The following is a 17,185-nucleotide window of genomic DNA, read 5'->3' as shown; positions in this document are numbered from 1 at the left end:
GTTAATTAGATTTGAAAATTCTCTTGGTTGAAGTAGCCACTGAGTCAAATGGGGTGGGTATTGGCTTTATTGCGGCGCCATCCCTTATTTTCGACAATCCCTTGCCTACGATTTTATCACCTTCACCAAGTCCTTCTGCTATCAAAAGGAGGTTATTGATACGGGTCAAAGGCTTAACCGCTTTTTGCTGTACCGTATCCGACGCTTTTACCGTATATACATAGACAATAGTTTGCTCTTCAAAGGTTGATTGCTCCGGAACCACGAGTACGTCTTTGTAATATTGTGGTATTTTCACATATCCACTATTTCCGTTCGTCAATAATCCTTTCGGGTTCGAAAAACGCGCCCGGAAACTTATCGTACCGGTTTGCGTATCTATTTGTCCGGTCGTAGTTTCCACCGTACCTTCTTCTTCATATTCAGTGTCATCGGCAAGTACCAATTTCACCTTTGGGAAATTTTTGATTTTCTCCTGAGTAGAATTTCCTTCGGTATCCCTTAAAAAGGTGAGATAGTCCTTTTCATTCATGGCATAATAGGCATAGACTTCATTCAATTCCGACAGGGTCGTTAAGGGTTCCGCATCATTGGGACTGACCAGACTACCCACCCGAAATGGAATCTCTCCTACAATACCATTTACCGATGCGCGCACATTACCATAATCGGCTTGCGCAAGAACACTGTTATAGGTAGCTCGAGAACTTGACTGCAAGGCAATTGCCGTCTCCAATTCCCTTTCGCTGATAATACCTTCTTTGACCAAGGGCTTAATCTTCTCTACCTCTATGGAAGTAGACTCCAAATCAGCTTTTGCGGCCAACGCGTCTTGACTTACCGAGAGGGTCTCCAACTTAAAAAGCAGTTGTCCTTTTTTGACTCTCTGCCCTTCATCTATATAAACATTAGTGATATAACCGGATATTTTTGGTCTGACTTCATCGTTCACCGTCCCTTCTATATTGGCCGTTATCATTTTATAACCGACTACATCTTGCTTTTGGACCTCTATTACCGGTAAGGATTGCAGTGGCCGTTCCTGTTGACCCTCTTTCCCACCGGAACAAGAGATAAGGAAAGAAATCAAAAAAATGTAAACATATCGTATCATCAAATCGCGTTTTTAGATCAAAGGTTCTTCAATACTGATTGAATATCCTGAAGCACCAAATATCCCAAGAACAACGTACTTCAATAGAGCAATAATTAGTGATTTGATATTACTTTTTAAAGTGATACGGGGTTTGCGGCGTTCACAAACCGACCGACGTTTTATGTTAGACACGGAATTATGACTATAAACAGTGTAAAAAGTATAACGACCGGCTTGAATGATATCAGAAATTTGAAGCGTATTTCAATCATAATTCCGGCAGCTAAAGTAGTAGTGGGTTTGAATTATGTTGTCATCAAAAAAATAGTTTGGTTGGTTGGTTAAAACCATCTATCGTTTATGGTAGGTGGTTTTTAAAAAAAGGAGTTTTCTAGGTAGAGCAAAGTAGAAACAAAGAAAATCTTAAGGATGAAGAAAGGATATGATAGTTTGGTAGACGCCATCAATGACCTCAAAATGCTGGGGTATGATAAGGATTTCAATCTTCAAAAATCTTTTTTGGAATGTAAGGAACCCCATCATCAAATAGCACCGGAAGAATTTACGGTAGATGGTTATTATCGTTTTGACGGCAACACGAACCCGTCTGACGAATCGGTGCTCTATGCCATTTCCTCGAAAAGATATCAGCTTAAAGGAATACTGATCGATGCCTATGGCGCGTATAGCGAACCTCCTAGTGCTGAGATGCTACAAAAGCTAAGGTTTACACCATAGTCTTCTAAAACATCACCAAGACGATATCTTATTTCATGGTTTGCGCCCTGTACTAGTTGCCAGTAGGCACTAGCGGTGTCAAATCAATATAGCTAAAGGGAATTTCACCTAAATCTTTTTCAACGATGGAACTTTGCTTGACCACATGCCAGTTGAGAGCCGAGGACATTTCTTTTTCGCTATATTGATTCATCGTTGCATCGGAAAAAAGCAGATACTCATTTTCCTTGAGCGAATTTTTTAGAAACCGATGTGCTACAATGACATCTTCGCCCATTAGTTTTATGTGCGTACCTACTTGCGCCATTCCAATTTGTTCCGAATAATGAACAATGATTTTTAAGCCCAGCATATCTGGGGTTTTGTGAGCTTTGCGTTCTTTGCTAAAATCACTTGCAATGGCGAACATAGCTTCGTAAAACTCCTTATAAAAAAGTTTACACTGGTCTACCAAGTCATCAAATTCTGGAAGCACACCCTGTTTATAGAAAAGAATGGCATCCCCTTCTATTTCAGAGACCTTGAACCCTAAAGAATTGGTGTAGATAATATTGTTCAACAAAGACGGGATTATTTGCGAGCTGACTTTAAAATCCACTTCGGTCATAAACTTCGTAAAACCACTGATATCAGGTATACATAATAGGGTCGGGCTTGCCTTAAAAGTTTCGTTTTTCATACTTCTCATTAAGACCGATAAGATAATTACTTCTATGGACTGTTTGATAGGACTTAACGCCTAAATAATGTTACTTTTTAATTCTTGAAGTGGCTAATTATCTAAAAACCAAATCAGCGAGGTAGGACGAGTACGAAATCTACTTGGAATCTTAGAGGTGTTACAGGGTAAAAGTCTTAGCCATTTCAGCTCTGTGTAGCGGGATAATAAGCTATTATGAGAGATTCACTTTTCAAAGTAATCATCTATGATGTCACGCCTGTAAAATTAATAATTCTAAGCATTTCAGTATTTCTACTTGCAGCCAGATTCAACCCCTCGAAAATTGACAGAATGTAGAATTTTCAGAGAACCGACCGTTTATTTTCGCTACAAAATAATTCCTTGATGAATCTTTTTAAGGGCATTGCAATTATTACGGCTAGTGCGCTCAATCAAAAATGACAAAAGAATCATGAAGTGCTCTCCAATTGATTGTTTTTCTGGAAATGAGTAGGATTAGGAAGTATACTGATTCAAATATGATTCGGATGTAAAGTGATAATCCAGGCCCTTCGAAGATAGAGACAGCGAACGATTGAGGCTGAGAAGTCACAGACTTGCAACAGTGTAGCTCCCATAAAATTCTTATACTGAAAAAGTGCTACACTCCCTTGAAAAATGGACACTATCGAAATCTCGTTTTCTATCAACTTTACGGTTAAATAACAGGGTAAGACTTTTTGCCCCCTAAAATGATAGTGCAATGAACAACGATAATTCAGTCCGACTGACATACACGGAAAAGCTAACTCCAAAAAATTCCACATTCGTTATGGTAGACTATTTGACCGGGTTCGATCCTGGTCTTCGTACCATTGAAAAAGCGACGTTCGTGAATAATGCAACCGCGTTAGCGAAGCTTACAGAGATTTTTAAAATGCCGACCATTGTTTTGGGGGAGGATACAGGTTTTAGAGGTAATTTCTATCCTTTGGTCAGCGAGCATCTAGAAAATGGTATCCGTGTAGAACGCCACACGCCTAGCGCTTGGGACGAGCCTAAATTTAAGGAGGAAATCGAGAAGATTGGAAGGCAAAAGATTATTGTTGGCGGAATCTCATTGGATATCTGCACGCAACTTTTGACTTTGGATCTTCTTCGAAATGGTTACCAAGTATATGTGGTCGTAGATGCCTCAGGTAGCGATCAGAAACTAGTGGAGCACGCAGCCATGCTCAGAATGACCCAAGCGGGAGCCACAATGGTATCATGGGGCACACTAGCCTCTGAATTGATGGGTGACTGGGAAACTCCTGAAGGTGAAGCGATCGGCAAATTATATCAGGAACACAGTGCCTGGGGTGGCTTTTTTCAGTCTTATCAGAATTAAATAGCCGTAGATGAAGAAACTTCCTTCGAAATACTACATGCCGATTTTTATGCTACTGATGACCTTGTTCATAGGCGCCTCACTTTCGGCGATAATGCTTTGGCTCGACAAGGGATTCATCGAGAGTTTTGTTTCCACATGGCTAAGAAACTTTTTCAGAACATGGATAATAGTGCTTCCAATTGTTTTCATAACAATGCCATTAGTTCAACGCATCACAAAACTTTTAGCGTATGAATCAAAAGACAACTAAAGGCACTTCAACCGGCTGGCCTAATGGAATTCGATTGGTGCATACTTTATTCCAATATTGGACGATAAATAACAAACTGAAAAATAGCAAAGATGACATTTGAAAATTTTGAACATATTAAATTATTCGTAAACAACACCCGATTGCATATAAGAAAAGCCGGTGAAGGAAAAGTAATTCTTTTAGTACACGGTTGGTTGGGAACATCATATACTTGGCGTAAAGTTGCTCCAAAATTGGTAGAAAACGGTTATATGGTCATATGTCCTGACATGCGAGGTTATGGCGATAGCGATAAACCGAACAACGGATATGACGGCCTGAATCTGGTAGAAGATTTAAGAGCAATTTTAAAACAGCTGCAGATCACGGAAAAAGTTAATGTTGTAGGTTGGGATATGGGCGCTTTACCTACATTTCTCTATGCGGCCAAATTTCCCGAAGAACTGGCATCGATAACTTATATGGATGAGCCTCTACCGAGCGTCAATCTCCATAAATTCACAACATATAATAGAGAAAATCACGGTGGATATTGGCATTTCGGCTTCAATTCCGCGATTGATTTACCTGAAACCCTGATTCTTGGTAAAGAACGTGAGTTTTGGAGCTATTTGCACGGATTGATGTTGTATAATCCCGCAGCGGTCAGTGAGGAGGACATGGATGAATATATGCGAACTTATGCGAACAGCGCTGGAATTCGGGGAAGTGTTGGTTGGTACCGTGATGCCTTAGAAACCACTGATCAAATTGCCGAGGCCATTGAAAATGGAAAAATCACTGTAGCGGTACTAGCCTTGGGTGGTGAATACGGATCATCATATACCCATTCTCAATTAGAGCCGTATTGTGAGAGGATAGAGGGAGGTATTATACCTGATTGTGGGCATATGATCGCAGAGGAAAAACCAGAGGATTTGTTAGAACAACTGCTGAAATTTTACAAATAGATTATTTAAAAAGTAATCTGCCCATCAAGACTTATGTCAAAGTTCGAAAAATGCATTCTACTACTCATCTTGATTTCCTTATGGTTTTCCAAAACTCAAGCACAAGAAATAGCGGACGTTAGACCTCCTATATTACCTATACGTTATTTAGAAAACTATGGGTTCCTAAAAGACAGTTCTAAGGCAACTGCTCCTTTCGATACCATCAAATTCATACGATTGAATGCCGAGGGTTCATCCTACGTATCTTTTGGTGGTGAATTGAGGTCTTTTTACGAAAGTATTCATAATCGCCAAGATGAAGGGGAGGGATTTCTTTTAACGCGGCTAATGGCACACGCAGATTTGCATTTGGGAAATCGCTTTAGATTTTTTGTGCAGCCCGCATCGGGCTTTGAACTTTTTAAGGAAACTCCTGCGCGAGTAATCGATAGGGACGAACTCTTTTTGCTCAATCTTTTCGCCGACTATAAGTTTATAGATACCGGAAGTGAATCTCTTACAGCTCGCTTAGGTAGACAAGAACTCAATTACGGCAGGGGCCGAATGGTCACCATTAGGGAAGGGCCGAACGTACGGCACTATTGGGAAGGCATTAAGCTAATTTATGAAACTTCTCGTTGGAAGGTAGATGGGTTCTTGACGAAATATGGAAATAACCAACCCGGAGTTCTCGACAATCCTATCTTGGATTCCGAAGAAACCTTTTTGGGAGTCTACGCCCAGTCGAATACCGCTGAAATTCTAGATAGCAATATTGATCTACATTACTTTGGGTTTATCGACGAAATCTCTCAATTTTTTAATGCGGAAGGCGAAGAAACTAGACATTCCCTTGGCCTTAGATTGTACAACATTAAAGGGAAATGGGACTATGATGTAGAGGCCATCGGCCAGTTCGGGACCGTGGGAGAAAGTAATATCGCCGCCTTTGGTTTTTATGGGGAAACGGGATATACCTTTTATCCCAAGGCTTCCATCACTAAAAGAATAGGCCTAAAAGTCGATTATTTCACAGGTGACCGTGATTCTACCGATACTAAATTGAACTCCTTCAATCCCATGTACCCACGACAAGGGTATTATCGGGGCGCGGGAGCACTTTACGCCTCCAACTTTTGGGACATTCACCCAAGTTTCACAATAGCTAAGGAAAATGATTTTAACTTATTGGTGGACTGGGCCTGGTATTGGCGTACCTCAGTCGAGGACGGTCTTTACATTGGAGGAAACGGCATGCCTTTGTTAGAACCTGATGGACTGGAGAAAGAATTTCTAGGGAGCCAGTTGAATTTCCAACTCACCTATACTTTCAATCCTTATATGAGCTCAACAATAAATTATTCACGTTTCTATTCGGGCGGTTTTGTCCGTGATAACCCAACGCCCATGGAAATCAGCGATTTTTTAAATCTCACATTCCTATTTCGGTTCTAGATGATAGTATCACATTACAACGCATTATATATTCAAATAGATAACATATGAAACTAAATAAAAGCATTTTGCTCTTAGCCTGTACAATGGTAGGTGTCGCTTGCACAAATTCCAGCGTAGAACGTAAGGAGTTTTTGGAACTAAAAACAGAGTTCGAACGATTTAGGGATAAGGAACAGATTGTCGCTTTAAGCAACGTCTACTCCGATGCTGCGGCACTACAAGACAAGAAACTTTTTCAAAGTCTATGGGCAGAAAATAGTAAATGGATCATTGGGCCACCCATCAATAAGACCTTTAAAGGTCGTGATAGTATCGCCAATGCCTTTGAAAACTTACTATCGGATTGGGAGTTTTTCGTACAGCTCAATACCAGTTTTAATGTCGATCTTTCCGAGGATGGCAAGACGGCCACAGCAAATTTCTATCTCAACGAAATCGCGAGGAATGCCAAAATGAGTAATTACAATATCGCTAGTTATAAGGATAGCCTTATCAAGAAGGACGGAAAATGGTTGTTTAAAACCCGCGAGTATAAGGTTATTTACCTAGACACAACGGCGTTGGCCGGCCAAGCATTTCAAAGGGTCGAAAACCAATAGCATGAAAATCAACGTCAAATTCGTTAAAATCACACTTCTCGCATCCAGTACTCTTACCGTTATGTCTGGGGCCACTATTGCTGCTTCCCTACCCTTGATAAAGGAAACCTTTTCGGACAATCCGGATTCGGATTTTCTTTCTAAACTCATACTCACATTACCTGCACTGTTCATAGCCATCATATCACCTATCGCCGGTGTCGCGGTAGATAAAATCGGCCGAAAAACACTCTTGATAGTTTCACTTATACTCTATGGAATCGGGGGAAGTCTGGGCGGTCTGGTCGACAGTCTCATGTGGATTTTAGTCAGCAGAGGACTGTTAGGCATCGCCGTAGCTATCGTTATGACCGTGACCTCCACATTAATAGCTGACTATTTCGAAGGCGAAGAGCGTAGTAATTTCTTGGGGCAGCAAGCGGCGGCCATGGCCATTGGTGGCATCCTATTTATTAGTCTAGGTGGAGTGCTAGCCGAAATGAGTTGGAGAGGTCCGTTCTTCATATACGGGTTATCCCTATTGATAGTCATACCGGCCATACGGTTCATTAAAGAACCTGAAAAAATGGAAAGCGATGAATCAGCCAATCTAAAAAGCATAGAACCTAAACCACGTAATGCCATACTATTTCTCCTACTTTTGATTTTCGTAACCATGGTGTTCTTTTACATGATGCCGGTACAAGTACCGTTCATATTGAACAAAATCGGAGTAAGTAGCACTAAAGTCGGCTTGGCCATTGCAGCAGGAACGCTATCGGGAGCTATTTCATCCTTGGCTTACAAAAAGCTGAATACAAATTTTCATACCTCCTGGTTATATATGGCATCGTTTCTGATCATGGGTACTGGATATGTACTCATAGCGTCATTCGACACCTTCATCGGGATTACGGCCAGTCTGTTCATAGCCGGATTTGGAAATGGGCTCATAATGCCAAACACGACCGCCTTAGTAATGAACGTAGCACCCAATAGAGTGCGCGGAACGATTATGGGCTTGCTCTCGGCATTTATGTTTTTAGGGCAGTTCTTTTCCCCAATTTTAATTCAACCCTTGGCCGATGCCACAACTATGAATTCGGCATTTTTGTACGCCGGTTTGGCCATGGCAACGATGGGCGTAGGCTTTTTTATATACAATATAACTACGAACGACAATACGCTGCTCAAGCTTAAATCATAGTAAGGGTCTGCAAATATTCGGTTTCAAAAGGATGCTACACTAATATGCAGAAAAGACAATCGTTTCTAGTAGAATCTTCGCTATATTTAAGTAATGTATATTTTGAGCCTACAGAATGAGTAAAGCGAAAAAGGCCAAAAAGATACATCAACACGAAACGTCCTGGAATATGATGTGACAGGTCTGAAACAAGTCAATTTAAATATGCAAAAAATAAAGGATTTAGCGGAGAAACATCATTTGATCTCGAACATTTTTGATTGGCCAAATTCAAAGGAAGAATGGCAGCAATACCGATTGACCGACGAACAGGTGAATCATTTTCATGAAGAGGGCTATGTATCGGGCATAAAGCTCTTAAGTAATGAACAAGTCGAAAAATTGCGAAAGGAATTGAGGGAAATACTGGATCCCGAACATCCCGCACACGAACTGTTCTATGAATTTCATAGTAATGAATCCGAAGACCCGAATTCGGTCCTATTCCATTCCTTGGGTCATTGGCGTATTACCGAAGGGTTTCACGATGTGCTATGGAATCCGGCCTTTGTCATGGCGGCCCATCAGCTATTGGAAAACAAGCCCGTTCGCTTTTGGCACGACCAGTTATTTTGCAAACCGGCAGAACACGGTGGTGTAGTAGCCTGGCATCAAGATTATTCGTACTGGACAAGAACCATCGCCATGCAACACCTCACTTGTTGGACAGGGTTGGATGACGCAAATACGGAAAACGGATGTTTGCATTATATTCCCAAAAGCCATAAATGGGGACTATTAGATGCCCCGCCATTGGCTGGTGATATGAACGGCCTGATAAATTACTTGAACGAAGAACAAAAGGAACAATTTAAGAATCCCGTGGCCATAGCGTTGAAAAAAGGGTACGCAACCTTTCATCATCCCTTGATGGTTCATGGTTCTTACGAGAACAAATCCAATAGGAGCCGCAGGGCCTTTGTACTAAATGTTTTTGCCGATGGTACGGTCAGCAATACGAATGATGAGTTGTTGGCGGGCGTACCTCCGGTTCCGAAGGGTGACAAAATGCAGGGAAAATTCTTCCCACTACTTTTTGAGCCAAATTAAAATCCAAATAGAATGTCCGAAAAATCCTTTTCAAAGCATGGATAGAAGGTCGGTTGACAAGTAAGGGTGAATTAGAAATTAGTATTAAAGAAATTTAAATGAAAGCATCGGACTTATGTATTAGTGCTCTGGAAAATGAGGGAGTTGAATATATTTTCGGACTACCCGGGGAGGAAAATCTCGATTTTTTGGAGTCGCTCAGAAAATCCGATAAAATCAAATTCGTACTTACCCGACACGAGCAAGGTGCCGGTTTTATGGCCGCGACGTATGGAAGGTTAACCGGAAAACCTGGTGTCTGTTTGGCCACTTTGGGGCCAGGTGCGACTAATCTTGTGACACCGGCCGCTTATGCACAATTGGGGGCGATGCCCTTGGTCATGATTACGGGGCAAAAACCTATCAAAAAAAGCAAGCAGGGTAAATTTCAGATCATCGATGTCGTGGAGATGATGCAGCCACTAACAAAGTTTACGAAGCAAGTAACCCATGCGGAACACATTCCGTCAATCATTCGAGAAGCCTTCAGGTTGTCGACCGAAGAACGACCCGGTGCAGTGCATATAGAACTCCCGGAGGATATTGCACAAGAAGAAGTATCCGACCCAAAGTTGTTCAAGGTGGTGAACTATAGAATTCCGAATGCAGGACCCGAAACGATTCGAGAGGCTGCTAAGATGATACTTGCCGCCAAAAAGCCATTGTTGTTGATTGGCGCCGGAGCCAATAGGAAGAGAGCTAGTACGGCACTTACGGAATTCGTGGAAAGATTGGGAATTCCCTTTTTCAACACCCAAATGGGTAAGGGTATCATAGACGAAAGACATCCCTTATACTTAGGAACAGCTGCATTATCGGACTATGATTTCTTACATGAAGCGATTGACGAGGCGGACCTGATTATCAATGTGGGCCATGACACGATTGAAAAGCCGCCGTTTTTTATGAATCCCGAAGACGAACGAAAAGTGATTCATATCAACTTCTTTGCGGCCGAAATCGACGAAGTCTACTTCCCCCAATTCAATGTCATCGGTGATATTGCGGACAGTGTACACCAATTGACAAAGGCCTTGGTTGCCGATTCAAAAAGTTGGGATACCGATTTTTTCCTCGCTATTCGAGACAAGGTCTCAAAACGTCTTACCAAGTATGAAAAGGACGACCGGTTTCCAATCTTACCACAACGTTTGGTCAAAATCATACGTGATATGCTTCCGGAAGATGGTATCGTGACCTTGGATAATGGAATTTATAAGTTATGGTTTGCACGCAACTATCCCGCCTACAAGCAGAATAGCCTTATTCTTGATAATGCCCTGGCTACTATGGGTGCAGGTTTGGCATCCGCCCTAATGGCGAAAGAACTGAATCCCGATAAAAAAGTTATCTCAGTCAACGGTGATGGCGGTTTTATGATGAATTCGCAGGAAATGGAAACCGCCGTTCGCCTTCAACTTGATTTGGTTGTAATTATATTGAATGATAACGCCTATGGAATGATCCAATGGAAGCAAGAAGGCGAAGGTTTCCCGAAATACGGATTGGACTACGGCAATCCAGATTTCGTAAAGTATGCGGAAAGTTTTGGCGCCAGAGGCCATAGACCAAATTCTGTTGAGGATTTTGAAAAGACCTTAAAAAGCTGTCTACACGCAACCGGGGTTCACTTGATAGACCTCGCCGTAGATTACTCCTTGAACCATAAAATATTGAATGTTCTTATTAAAGAATACTCGCAGAACCTAAAGAAAGATTGATAATGGATTATGCTGAAATTATAGACCCCGCTACGGGTGAAAAAGTAGCGCAATATGCCCGAATTTCCGATGAAACCGCTCTTGAAAAAGTACAGCAAGCCAATAGTGCCTTTAAGCTTTGGAAAGAAAATAGTTACGAGGAACGGGCGGCGATGATGTACAAGTTGGCGGAAGTGATGGAAGAAAAGAAGGAAGAATATGCAAAATTGGCCACCCAAGAAATGGGCAAGACCATTGGTCAGGCTCGAAAGGAATTGGAGAAATGTGCCTTGATATGCCGCTATTACGCTGATAACACTAAGAAGCTACTGGCGAATGAAAAAGTGGAAACCGAGGCGGCGAAAAGCTATGTGACGTTTCAGCCAATAGGTGTGATTCTTGCCGTCATGCCCTGGAACTTCCCTTTCTATCAAGTGATTCGTTTTGCGGTGCCGGCTATAATGGCAGGAAATACCGGAGTTTTAAAGCATGCCTCCAATGTTCAAGGCTGTGCGGAGGCTTTGGAGAAAGCTTTTTCGCAAGCGGGATTCCCAAAAGGGATATTCACCAACCTGAACATCGGATCAAAACAAGTGAAAAAAATAATCGAGGATGAGAACATCGTTGCCGTCACATTGACCGGCAGTGACCCCGCAGGGCGTTCAGTAGCCTCTATAGCAGGACAAAATCTGAAAAAGACCGTTATGGAGCTCGGTGGAAGTGATGCCTATATCATTCTAGACGATGCGGATTTGGAGAAGGCCACCGACTTGGCGACCTATGGTAGACTACAGAATAACGGTCAAACCTGTATCGCGGCCAAGCGTTTTATAGTACTGGATGCTATCTACGATGACTTTTTGCACCGATTTACGGAAAAGATGAAGAAGGCAAAGATGGGCAAACCCACGGATGAGGATACCTATTACGGGCCGATGGCCCGGCACGATTTACGCGATGAAATCCATGAGCAAGTACAGAAAACCATCTCTCAAGGAGGTCGGTTGGTTTTGGGCGGAAACATTCCTGAAGGTAAAGGCGCTTACTATCCGGCGACCATTCTTGCCGACTTGAAACCGGGAATGGAGGCTTTTGATGTTGAACTTTTTGGACCGGTAGCCTCCGTAATCAAAGCGAAGAACGAAGCGCATGCTATTGAACTAGCGAATAATTCCCAATACGGATTGGGCTCGGGTGTCATCACCGGAAATACTGAAAGAGGTGAAAAAGTTGCCCTGCAATTGGAGGCTGGCAGTAGCTTCGTGAATAAGCTGGTCGTGTCAGATCCAAGACTACCGTTCGGGGGCATTAAAAACAGTGGCTACGGGAGGGAACTTTCGGGTTATGGCATTCGGGAATTTGTAAATACAAAATCGGTCTGGATTGATTAAACGATACTTCCGAATTACCATAATCAACGGCTTCAATAAAGGTTATAACGGATTGCACTGAAGCAAATCTTATTCGCTCCGTTCTTTGTTCTAATGGAATTTGTGATGTTCTAACAAGTACTAATTTGACATTGGCACCTCTAACAGGAGTATCCTTGAATAAGCTTCCATGTCCAGACTGAATGTGGTGACATCTTCTAGCGAAAGGGCATCCCGTTTTCCCAACTTCTCATTATTTATGGAACAAGTTCCTTCCAACAAAAAAGCATAAACGCCATTGGATTTCTTCTTCAATATATATTCAAGTCGGGTAGACTTATCGAAGTACCCGAGATGAAACCAAGCATCCTGATGGATCAAATACCGTCATCATCTGAATTAGGGGATACTATTTGGCAAAGCTGATTTCTTAGGTCTTCTTCATCTAATGATATTTGGTCATATCGAGGTTCGACATTGGCCTTTTTTGGCACTATCCATATCTGTAGAAATTTTACCGTATTGTCTTTACTATGATTATATTCACTGTGCTTAACGCCAGTACCGGCACTCATGACCTGAATATCCCCGCTACGAATGACCGTAGTATTGCCCATATCGTCTTTATGCTCTAAATCACCTTCCAAAGGTATCGAAATGATTTCCATATTGCTATGCCCATGGGTACCGAAACCCATGCCTGGCGCTACTTCATCATCGTTCAAAACCTGAAGAACACCAAAACCCATTCGTTTCGGATCATAATAATTGGCAAAGCTAAAAGAGTGATAACTCTTGAGCCATCCATGATTGCCATGGCCTCTTGATTCGGCTTTATAAAGTGTTGTTTTCATATTTTTTAGTTCAAATATCGTTTAGTGCCTTTCTTGGACCCTTAAAGAACAAAAGATTTGCCCTGACCTAAGATAGTCAGGACAAACCTTACCAACTAACCAACCTAAAACTTTATTATTTTTCGGAATGTTCCTTTTCCCACTTATCCAAAGTTTTCTTGTAATCGATTCCCAATCCGTAGGCACCTCCCCATTTTTTCATTATATCGTTCATTTGAACATAAGTGTCTGAACGCTCCCAGTCCCGGTGTATTTCCAGACCATACTGCATGGCCGTCATGGGCTTGATACCTGCTTGCATCATTCGGGCAATAGACATATCGTGCGCCTCTTTTGACACACCACCGCAAGCATCCGTAATGACATAGACGTCATACCCGTCTTCCAGGGCCGAAAGTGCGGCGGAAAGAATACAGACCTCTGTCCAAAGACCGGCCAAAACAAGTTTGGGTTTTTTAAAAGCGCCTACGGCCTTGACCACCCGTGTATCCTCCCATGAATTCATCGTAGTACGGTCGATATAACCGCTCTCATCGGGAAAGAATTCCCGAACTTCAGGAAAAACAGGTCCGCTGAACGATTTTTCAGCAACCGTCGTTATTACGGTCGGAATTTCATAAAGCTGGGAAATAGCGGAAATCAGCCCTACATTATTTCGTATTTCGTCTATCGGATTAGACTCTACCGCGAAGGCCATCTGACTCTCGTGGTCAATAAGCATTAAGGTATGGTTTGCCGGGTTGATCAATTCCTTTGAAGCGTTCGCAGGATCGTTATTCTTATTCGGATTATACTGTTTCCATTGTGCCATGGCCGATGATGCCATAAAGATTGCGAGTAGTGTAATTAGATTTTTCATAATGTCGAATTTTTGTTTTTAGGATAGTAGTATCCTGAGTTTCTAAATCCAAAATTAGTCCATGCCTTCTCTTGTGAAATTCACTTTTGCAAGCAATGATGGTAGAAATTAAGGTGCACTGAATTGAAGTTGATAAACGGTCGATGCATCCCCCGATCAACGATAAGGTTTCCTTCGCTAGGGTATAAGAGTATTATTGCCTTGACTATCAAAAATTATTCGACATCAAGGTGCTACCGACATTTTCATGGTAATCTAAATGATTCCTTACCTATTTTGAAATGTTCGCTAGACCAACACCTTAAACGCATTAAAAAGTACCATAATAACTGGAAATTAGTAATATCCACAACCTCCTTTTATATGGAACTTTACCTCAAGAAATAAGTTGAACTAGAGCATAATAAGTAATAAAGGCTATGAATGAATTAAAAAATCCATTTCGCACAGAACTCACTCCGGACAATTGCTGCTTTGTTATGATCGATCATCAGGTGGGGCTATCCACGTTTTTGACGTCGATCGATCCCGCACTATTGAAGAACAATATTCTGGGTCACGCAAAAACCGCTAAAGCCTTCGATATTCCGACCATCTTAGGGACCAGTTGGCCACAAGGCCCCAATGGCCCCACGCTACCGGAATTAATAGAACTTTTTGGTGGGGAAAGTGTCATCGATAGACCTTATGTCAACTTCTGGAACGATGAGACCTCAAAACGAGCAGTGAAATCCACAGGCCGTACCAAATTGGTAATATCTGGACTGGCAACGGAGGTCTGTGTAGCGTTTCCGGCTATTGCGGCAGTTCAAGAGGGCTACGAAGTCTATGCCGTAATCGATGCCTCCGCCGATTGGAATCCGTTGGTTACGGAAGTCACCATGAAGCGCTTGGCAATGGCCGGCGTCGTTGTGACGACTTGGGTGGCCGTATTGGCCGAATTGGCCAATAATACACAGATAAACGGCATGCATATCGCAAATTTGCTAAGCGAGCATATGGGACAATATTCCGTGGCGATGTCAAACTATTTAGGGGTCGCCAAAAATGCCGATATGATGAAAGAACAAATCGGGACACCCCCACTACAAGCTCATCTTTGAGCATTCGATGTTAAGAAATTACAGTACCCTAATAATATACTAATGAGCGAGATAAAATATCACACGAAAAGAATTGGCAGCTTAGATCAATCTTACTTAGAATGCGGTACGGGTGATGTACTGCTATTGATTCACGGATTTCCTCAGCATTCCCATATGTGGCGAAAGATGATGCCTGAACTTTCTAAAAACTTCAGAGTCATTGCCCCGGATTTAAGGGGTATGGGAGGTACCACTATAACGGATGGAGGTTATGAGAAAGAAAATCTAGCACGGGATATGGAAAAATTTCTGAATGCCCTTGAAATAGATAAAATCAACCTAGTCGGGTATGACCATGGCGGTGGCGTAGCGTACTCCTTTGCTTCACAATTTTCGGACCGAGTCAAGAAGGCGTGTTTCATCGAATATGTTCCGCCTGGCTTTGGTTATGAGCATGGGCTTCAACCAGTACGAAACTGGCAAGCTTGGCAGTTGGCCTTTTTTACGGTACCTGACGTTGCTATACAGTTTATCGCCGGAAAAGAACGTGAATTACTGGCGTGGTATTTCTGGCACTGGAGTTATAACCCCGATGCAGTGTCCCAAGCTGATTTTGAGAATTACGTACGTAATCTTCAAAAGCCCGGAGCATTACGAGCTGGCTTTGCACACTTCGCTGCGGTCTTCGATGATACAGAGCATTTTAAGGTAACGGCAAAGGTGAAACTCGACATGCCGGTGCTGGCATTGGGGGGTGAAATGGGTGCCGGGGAATTCATGGTTCCTGGTTGGGAACAGCTAGCAAATGATGTAACGGGTTCAGTCGTAGCGGAATGTGGCCATTGGATTGCGGATGAACAGCCTAAACTACTGAATCGTCAACTATTGGATTTCTTTTAATAATCATCGGTGGTCGCTTTGAAGATAACATGCCGTCAATTGAGGACGGTAAAAGGAAGCTAAAACATGGAACTTACATGAAAAAAATAACCCAAATAGCGCTGAATGCTTGGCAAGCGGGAGAATCAGACGGTAATTACATCGAATTCATTGAACTGCTTTCCACTGACTTCGACCTGTTTTCACAACCATTGATGGGAAAATTCACCGGTAAAGAAGCCTTGATCAAAATGAAGGAACTTATCTCGGAAAGACAGGAAAACCCTAACAGTTTGACCTTTTCAAATCTAGTTATTACAACCGACGAGTCTTATTCAGCGGTAAGCTTTGATTCTAAAGGAACGGTCATGAGCGGCAGGTATCCTTATGAAGGATATAACAGTATTCAGTTTAAGTTTACTAATGACAAAGTATCGGGTTTTAGAGAGTACTTCGGATTTGTAGATCCCGAAATGTTCAATGCAAAATAAATAATATGATCAAATTGATGAACTATGTCCCCTTTAAAGCACATTTATAAACCATAAAACATAGAAATAATGAAATTGACAGCAGAAGATAAATTGGATATCATACAACTAACGGCAACATTCGATAATGCCATGGACAGTGAAAATGTTGAAAAATACATGACCGTTTGGGCGGATGATGGAGAACTCTCCGGGTTTTGGGGAAGCACAAAAGGCAAAGAGGATTTAAGGAAACAATTCCCTGGGCTATTAGACAGTTTCGCGAGAGGCAGAAGACATCTATTGACCAATCATGAAATTGAAGGTGACGGCAAAAATGCAACGATGTACTGTTACTTAACGGTATTCAATAGAGACGAGAATACCATGGCGGGCACGGGTACCTTCAACGATGTTTTAATAAAAGAGGATGGAAAATGGTTATTCGTAAAAAGGGAACTTTCGGCCGATCCGAATGTGATGAAATTGATAGAATCACTTCAAGGTGACAATTGATCGAAGCC

General features: G+C 42.1%; 17 protein-coding genes and 1 pseudogene. 14 read left to right on the top strand and 4 right to left on the bottom strand.

Features of this window, described 5'->3' with window-relative positions; all coding sequences use genetic code 11:
- Position 1: 1 nt before the first annotated feature.
- A complete protein-coding gene (locus FGM00_RS04870) occupies positions 2-1,114 on the bottom strand; it encodes an efflux RND transporter periplasmic adaptor subunit (RefSeq protein WP_138851826.1) in 1,113 nt (370 codons plus the stop codon).
- A gap of 411 nt (positions 1,115-1,525) precedes the next feature.
- Between FGM00_RS04870 and FGM00_RS04865 the strand changes: the two genes are divergently transcribed.
- Complete coding sequence (locus tag FGM00_RS04865) at positions 1,526-1,834, top strand: phosphoribosylpyrophosphate synthetase (protein WP_138851825.1); 309 nt, start codon at positions 1,526-1,528, stop codon at positions 1,832-1,834.
- 52 nt (positions 1,835-1,886) lie between these two features.
- Here FGM00_RS04865 and FGM00_RS04860 read toward each other — a convergent pair whose 3' ends face one another.
- The gene (locus FGM00_RS04860) at positions 1,887-2,513 is read right to left on the bottom strand and encodes a DUF2652 domain-containing protein (protein WP_138851824.1); all 627 of its coding nucleotides are present in this window, start codon (positions 2,511-2,513) and stop codon (positions 1,887-1,889) included.
- A gap of 745 nt (positions 2,514-3,258) precedes the next feature.
- Here FGM00_RS04860 and FGM00_RS04855 point away from each other — a divergent pair.
- The 9 genes from FGM00_RS04855 to FGM00_RS04815 all read left to right on the top strand — a co-directional run bounded on the left by FGM00_RS04855 (position 3,259) and on the right by FGM00_RS04815 (position 12,535).
- The gene (locus FGM00_RS04855; protein ID WP_138851823.1) at positions 3,259-3,885 is read left to right on the top strand and encodes an isochorismatase family protein; all 627 of its coding nucleotides are present in this window, start codon (positions 3,259-3,261) and stop codon (positions 3,883-3,885) included.
- Between the two features lie 10 nt (positions 3,886-3,895).
- Positions 3,896-4,138 (top strand): DUF2798 domain-containing protein, encoded by a 243-nt coding sequence (locus FGM00_RS20130; protein ID WP_138851822.1) that lies wholly within the window; start codon positions 3,896-3,898, stop codon positions 4,136-4,138.
- Between the two features lie 92 nt (positions 4,139-4,230).
- A complete protein-coding gene (locus FGM00_RS04845) occupies positions 4,231-5,091 on the top strand; it encodes an alpha/beta fold hydrolase (protein ID WP_138851821.1) in 861 nt (286 codons plus the stop codon).
- A gap of 33 nt (positions 5,092-5,124) precedes the next feature.
- The gene (locus tag FGM00_RS04840; RefSeq protein ID WP_138851820.1) at positions 5,125-6,528 is read left to right on the top strand and encodes an alginate export family protein; all 1,404 of its coding nucleotides are present in this window, start codon (positions 5,125-5,127) and stop codon (positions 6,526-6,528) included.
- Positions 6,529-6,575: 47 nt separating this feature from the next.
- Positions 6,576-7,130 carry a nuclear transport factor 2 family protein gene (locus tag FGM00_RS04835; RefSeq protein WP_138851819.1) on the top strand — a complete coding sequence of 185 codons (555 nt, stop codon included), beginning with the start codon at positions 6,576-6,578 and terminating at the stop codon, positions 7,128-7,130.
- 1 nt (position 7,131) lies between these two features.
- Positions 7,132-8,316, top strand: a complete 1,185-nt coding sequence (locus tag FGM00_RS04830; RefSeq protein ID WP_138851818.1) for an MFS transporter — start codon at positions 7,132-7,134, stop codon at positions 8,314-8,316.
- Positions 8,317-8,520: 204 nt separating this feature from the next.
- Complete coding sequence (locus FGM00_RS04825; RefSeq protein ID WP_138851817.1) at positions 8,521-9,405, top strand: phytanoyl-CoA dioxygenase family protein; 885 nt, start codon at positions 8,521-8,523, stop codon at positions 9,403-9,405.
- Positions 9,406-9,503: 98 nt separating this feature from the next.
- Positions 9,504-11,165, top strand: coding sequence for an acetolactate synthase large subunit (locus FGM00_RS04820; RefSeq protein WP_138851816.1), 1,662 nt, complete (start codon positions 9,504-9,506; stop codon positions 11,163-11,165).
- A 2-nt stretch (positions 11,166-11,167) separates the two neighbouring features.
- The gene (locus FGM00_RS04815) at positions 11,168-12,535 is read left to right on the top strand and encodes an NAD-dependent succinate-semialdehyde dehydrogenase (protein WP_138851815.1); all 1,368 of its coding nucleotides are present in this window, start codon (positions 11,168-11,170) and stop codon (positions 12,533-12,535) included.
- 120 nt (positions 12,536-12,655) lie between these two features.
- Here the strand turns inward: FGM00_RS04815 and FGM00_RS04810 are convergent.
- Both FGM00_RS04810 and FGM00_RS04805 read right to left on the bottom strand, forming a co-directional pair.
- Positions 12,656-13,368 (bottom strand): annotated as a pseudogene (locus FGM00_RS04810) (pirin family protein).
- Between the two features lie 115 nt (positions 13,369-13,483).
- On the bottom strand, positions 13,484-14,227 hold the full coding sequence (locus FGM00_RS04805) for a hydrolase (protein WP_236262913.1): 744 nt from the start codon (positions 14,225-14,227) through the stop codon (positions 13,484-13,486).
- Positions 14,228-14,646: 419 nt separating this feature from the next.
- Between FGM00_RS04805 and FGM00_RS04800 the strand changes: the two genes are divergently transcribed.
- From FGM00_RS04800 to FGM00_RS04785, 4 genes are all read left to right on the top strand, one after another.
- Complete coding sequence (locus tag FGM00_RS04800) at positions 14,647-15,330, top strand: isochorismatase family protein (protein WP_138851814.1); 684 nt, start codon at positions 14,647-14,649, stop codon at positions 15,328-15,330.
- A 42-nt stretch (positions 15,331-15,372) separates the two neighbouring features.
- On the top strand, positions 15,373-16,212 hold the full coding sequence (locus FGM00_RS04795; RefSeq protein ID WP_138851813.1) for an alpha/beta fold hydrolase: 840 nt from the start codon (positions 15,373-15,375) through the stop codon (positions 16,210-16,212).
- Positions 16,213-16,289: 77 nt separating this feature from the next.
- The gene (locus FGM00_RS04790) at positions 16,290-16,682 is read left to right on the top strand and encodes a nuclear transport factor 2 family protein (RefSeq protein WP_138851812.1); all 393 of its coding nucleotides are present in this window, start codon (positions 16,290-16,292) and stop codon (positions 16,680-16,682) included.
- A 69-nt stretch (positions 16,683-16,751) separates the two neighbouring features.
- Positions 16,752-17,177 (top strand): nuclear transport factor 2 family protein, encoded by a 426-nt coding sequence (locus FGM00_RS04785; protein ID WP_138851811.1) that lies wholly within the window; start codon positions 16,752-16,754, stop codon positions 17,175-17,177.
- Positions 17,178-17,185 lie beyond the last annotated feature (8 nt).

The organism is Aggregatimonas sangjinii, from assembly GCF_005943945.1.
Classification (GTDB): domain Bacteria; phylum Bacteroidota; class Bacteroidia; order Flavobacteriales; family Flavobacteriaceae; genus Pelagihabitans; species Pelagihabitans sangjinii.
This window is presented reverse-complemented; position numbering and strand designations above follow the sequence as displayed.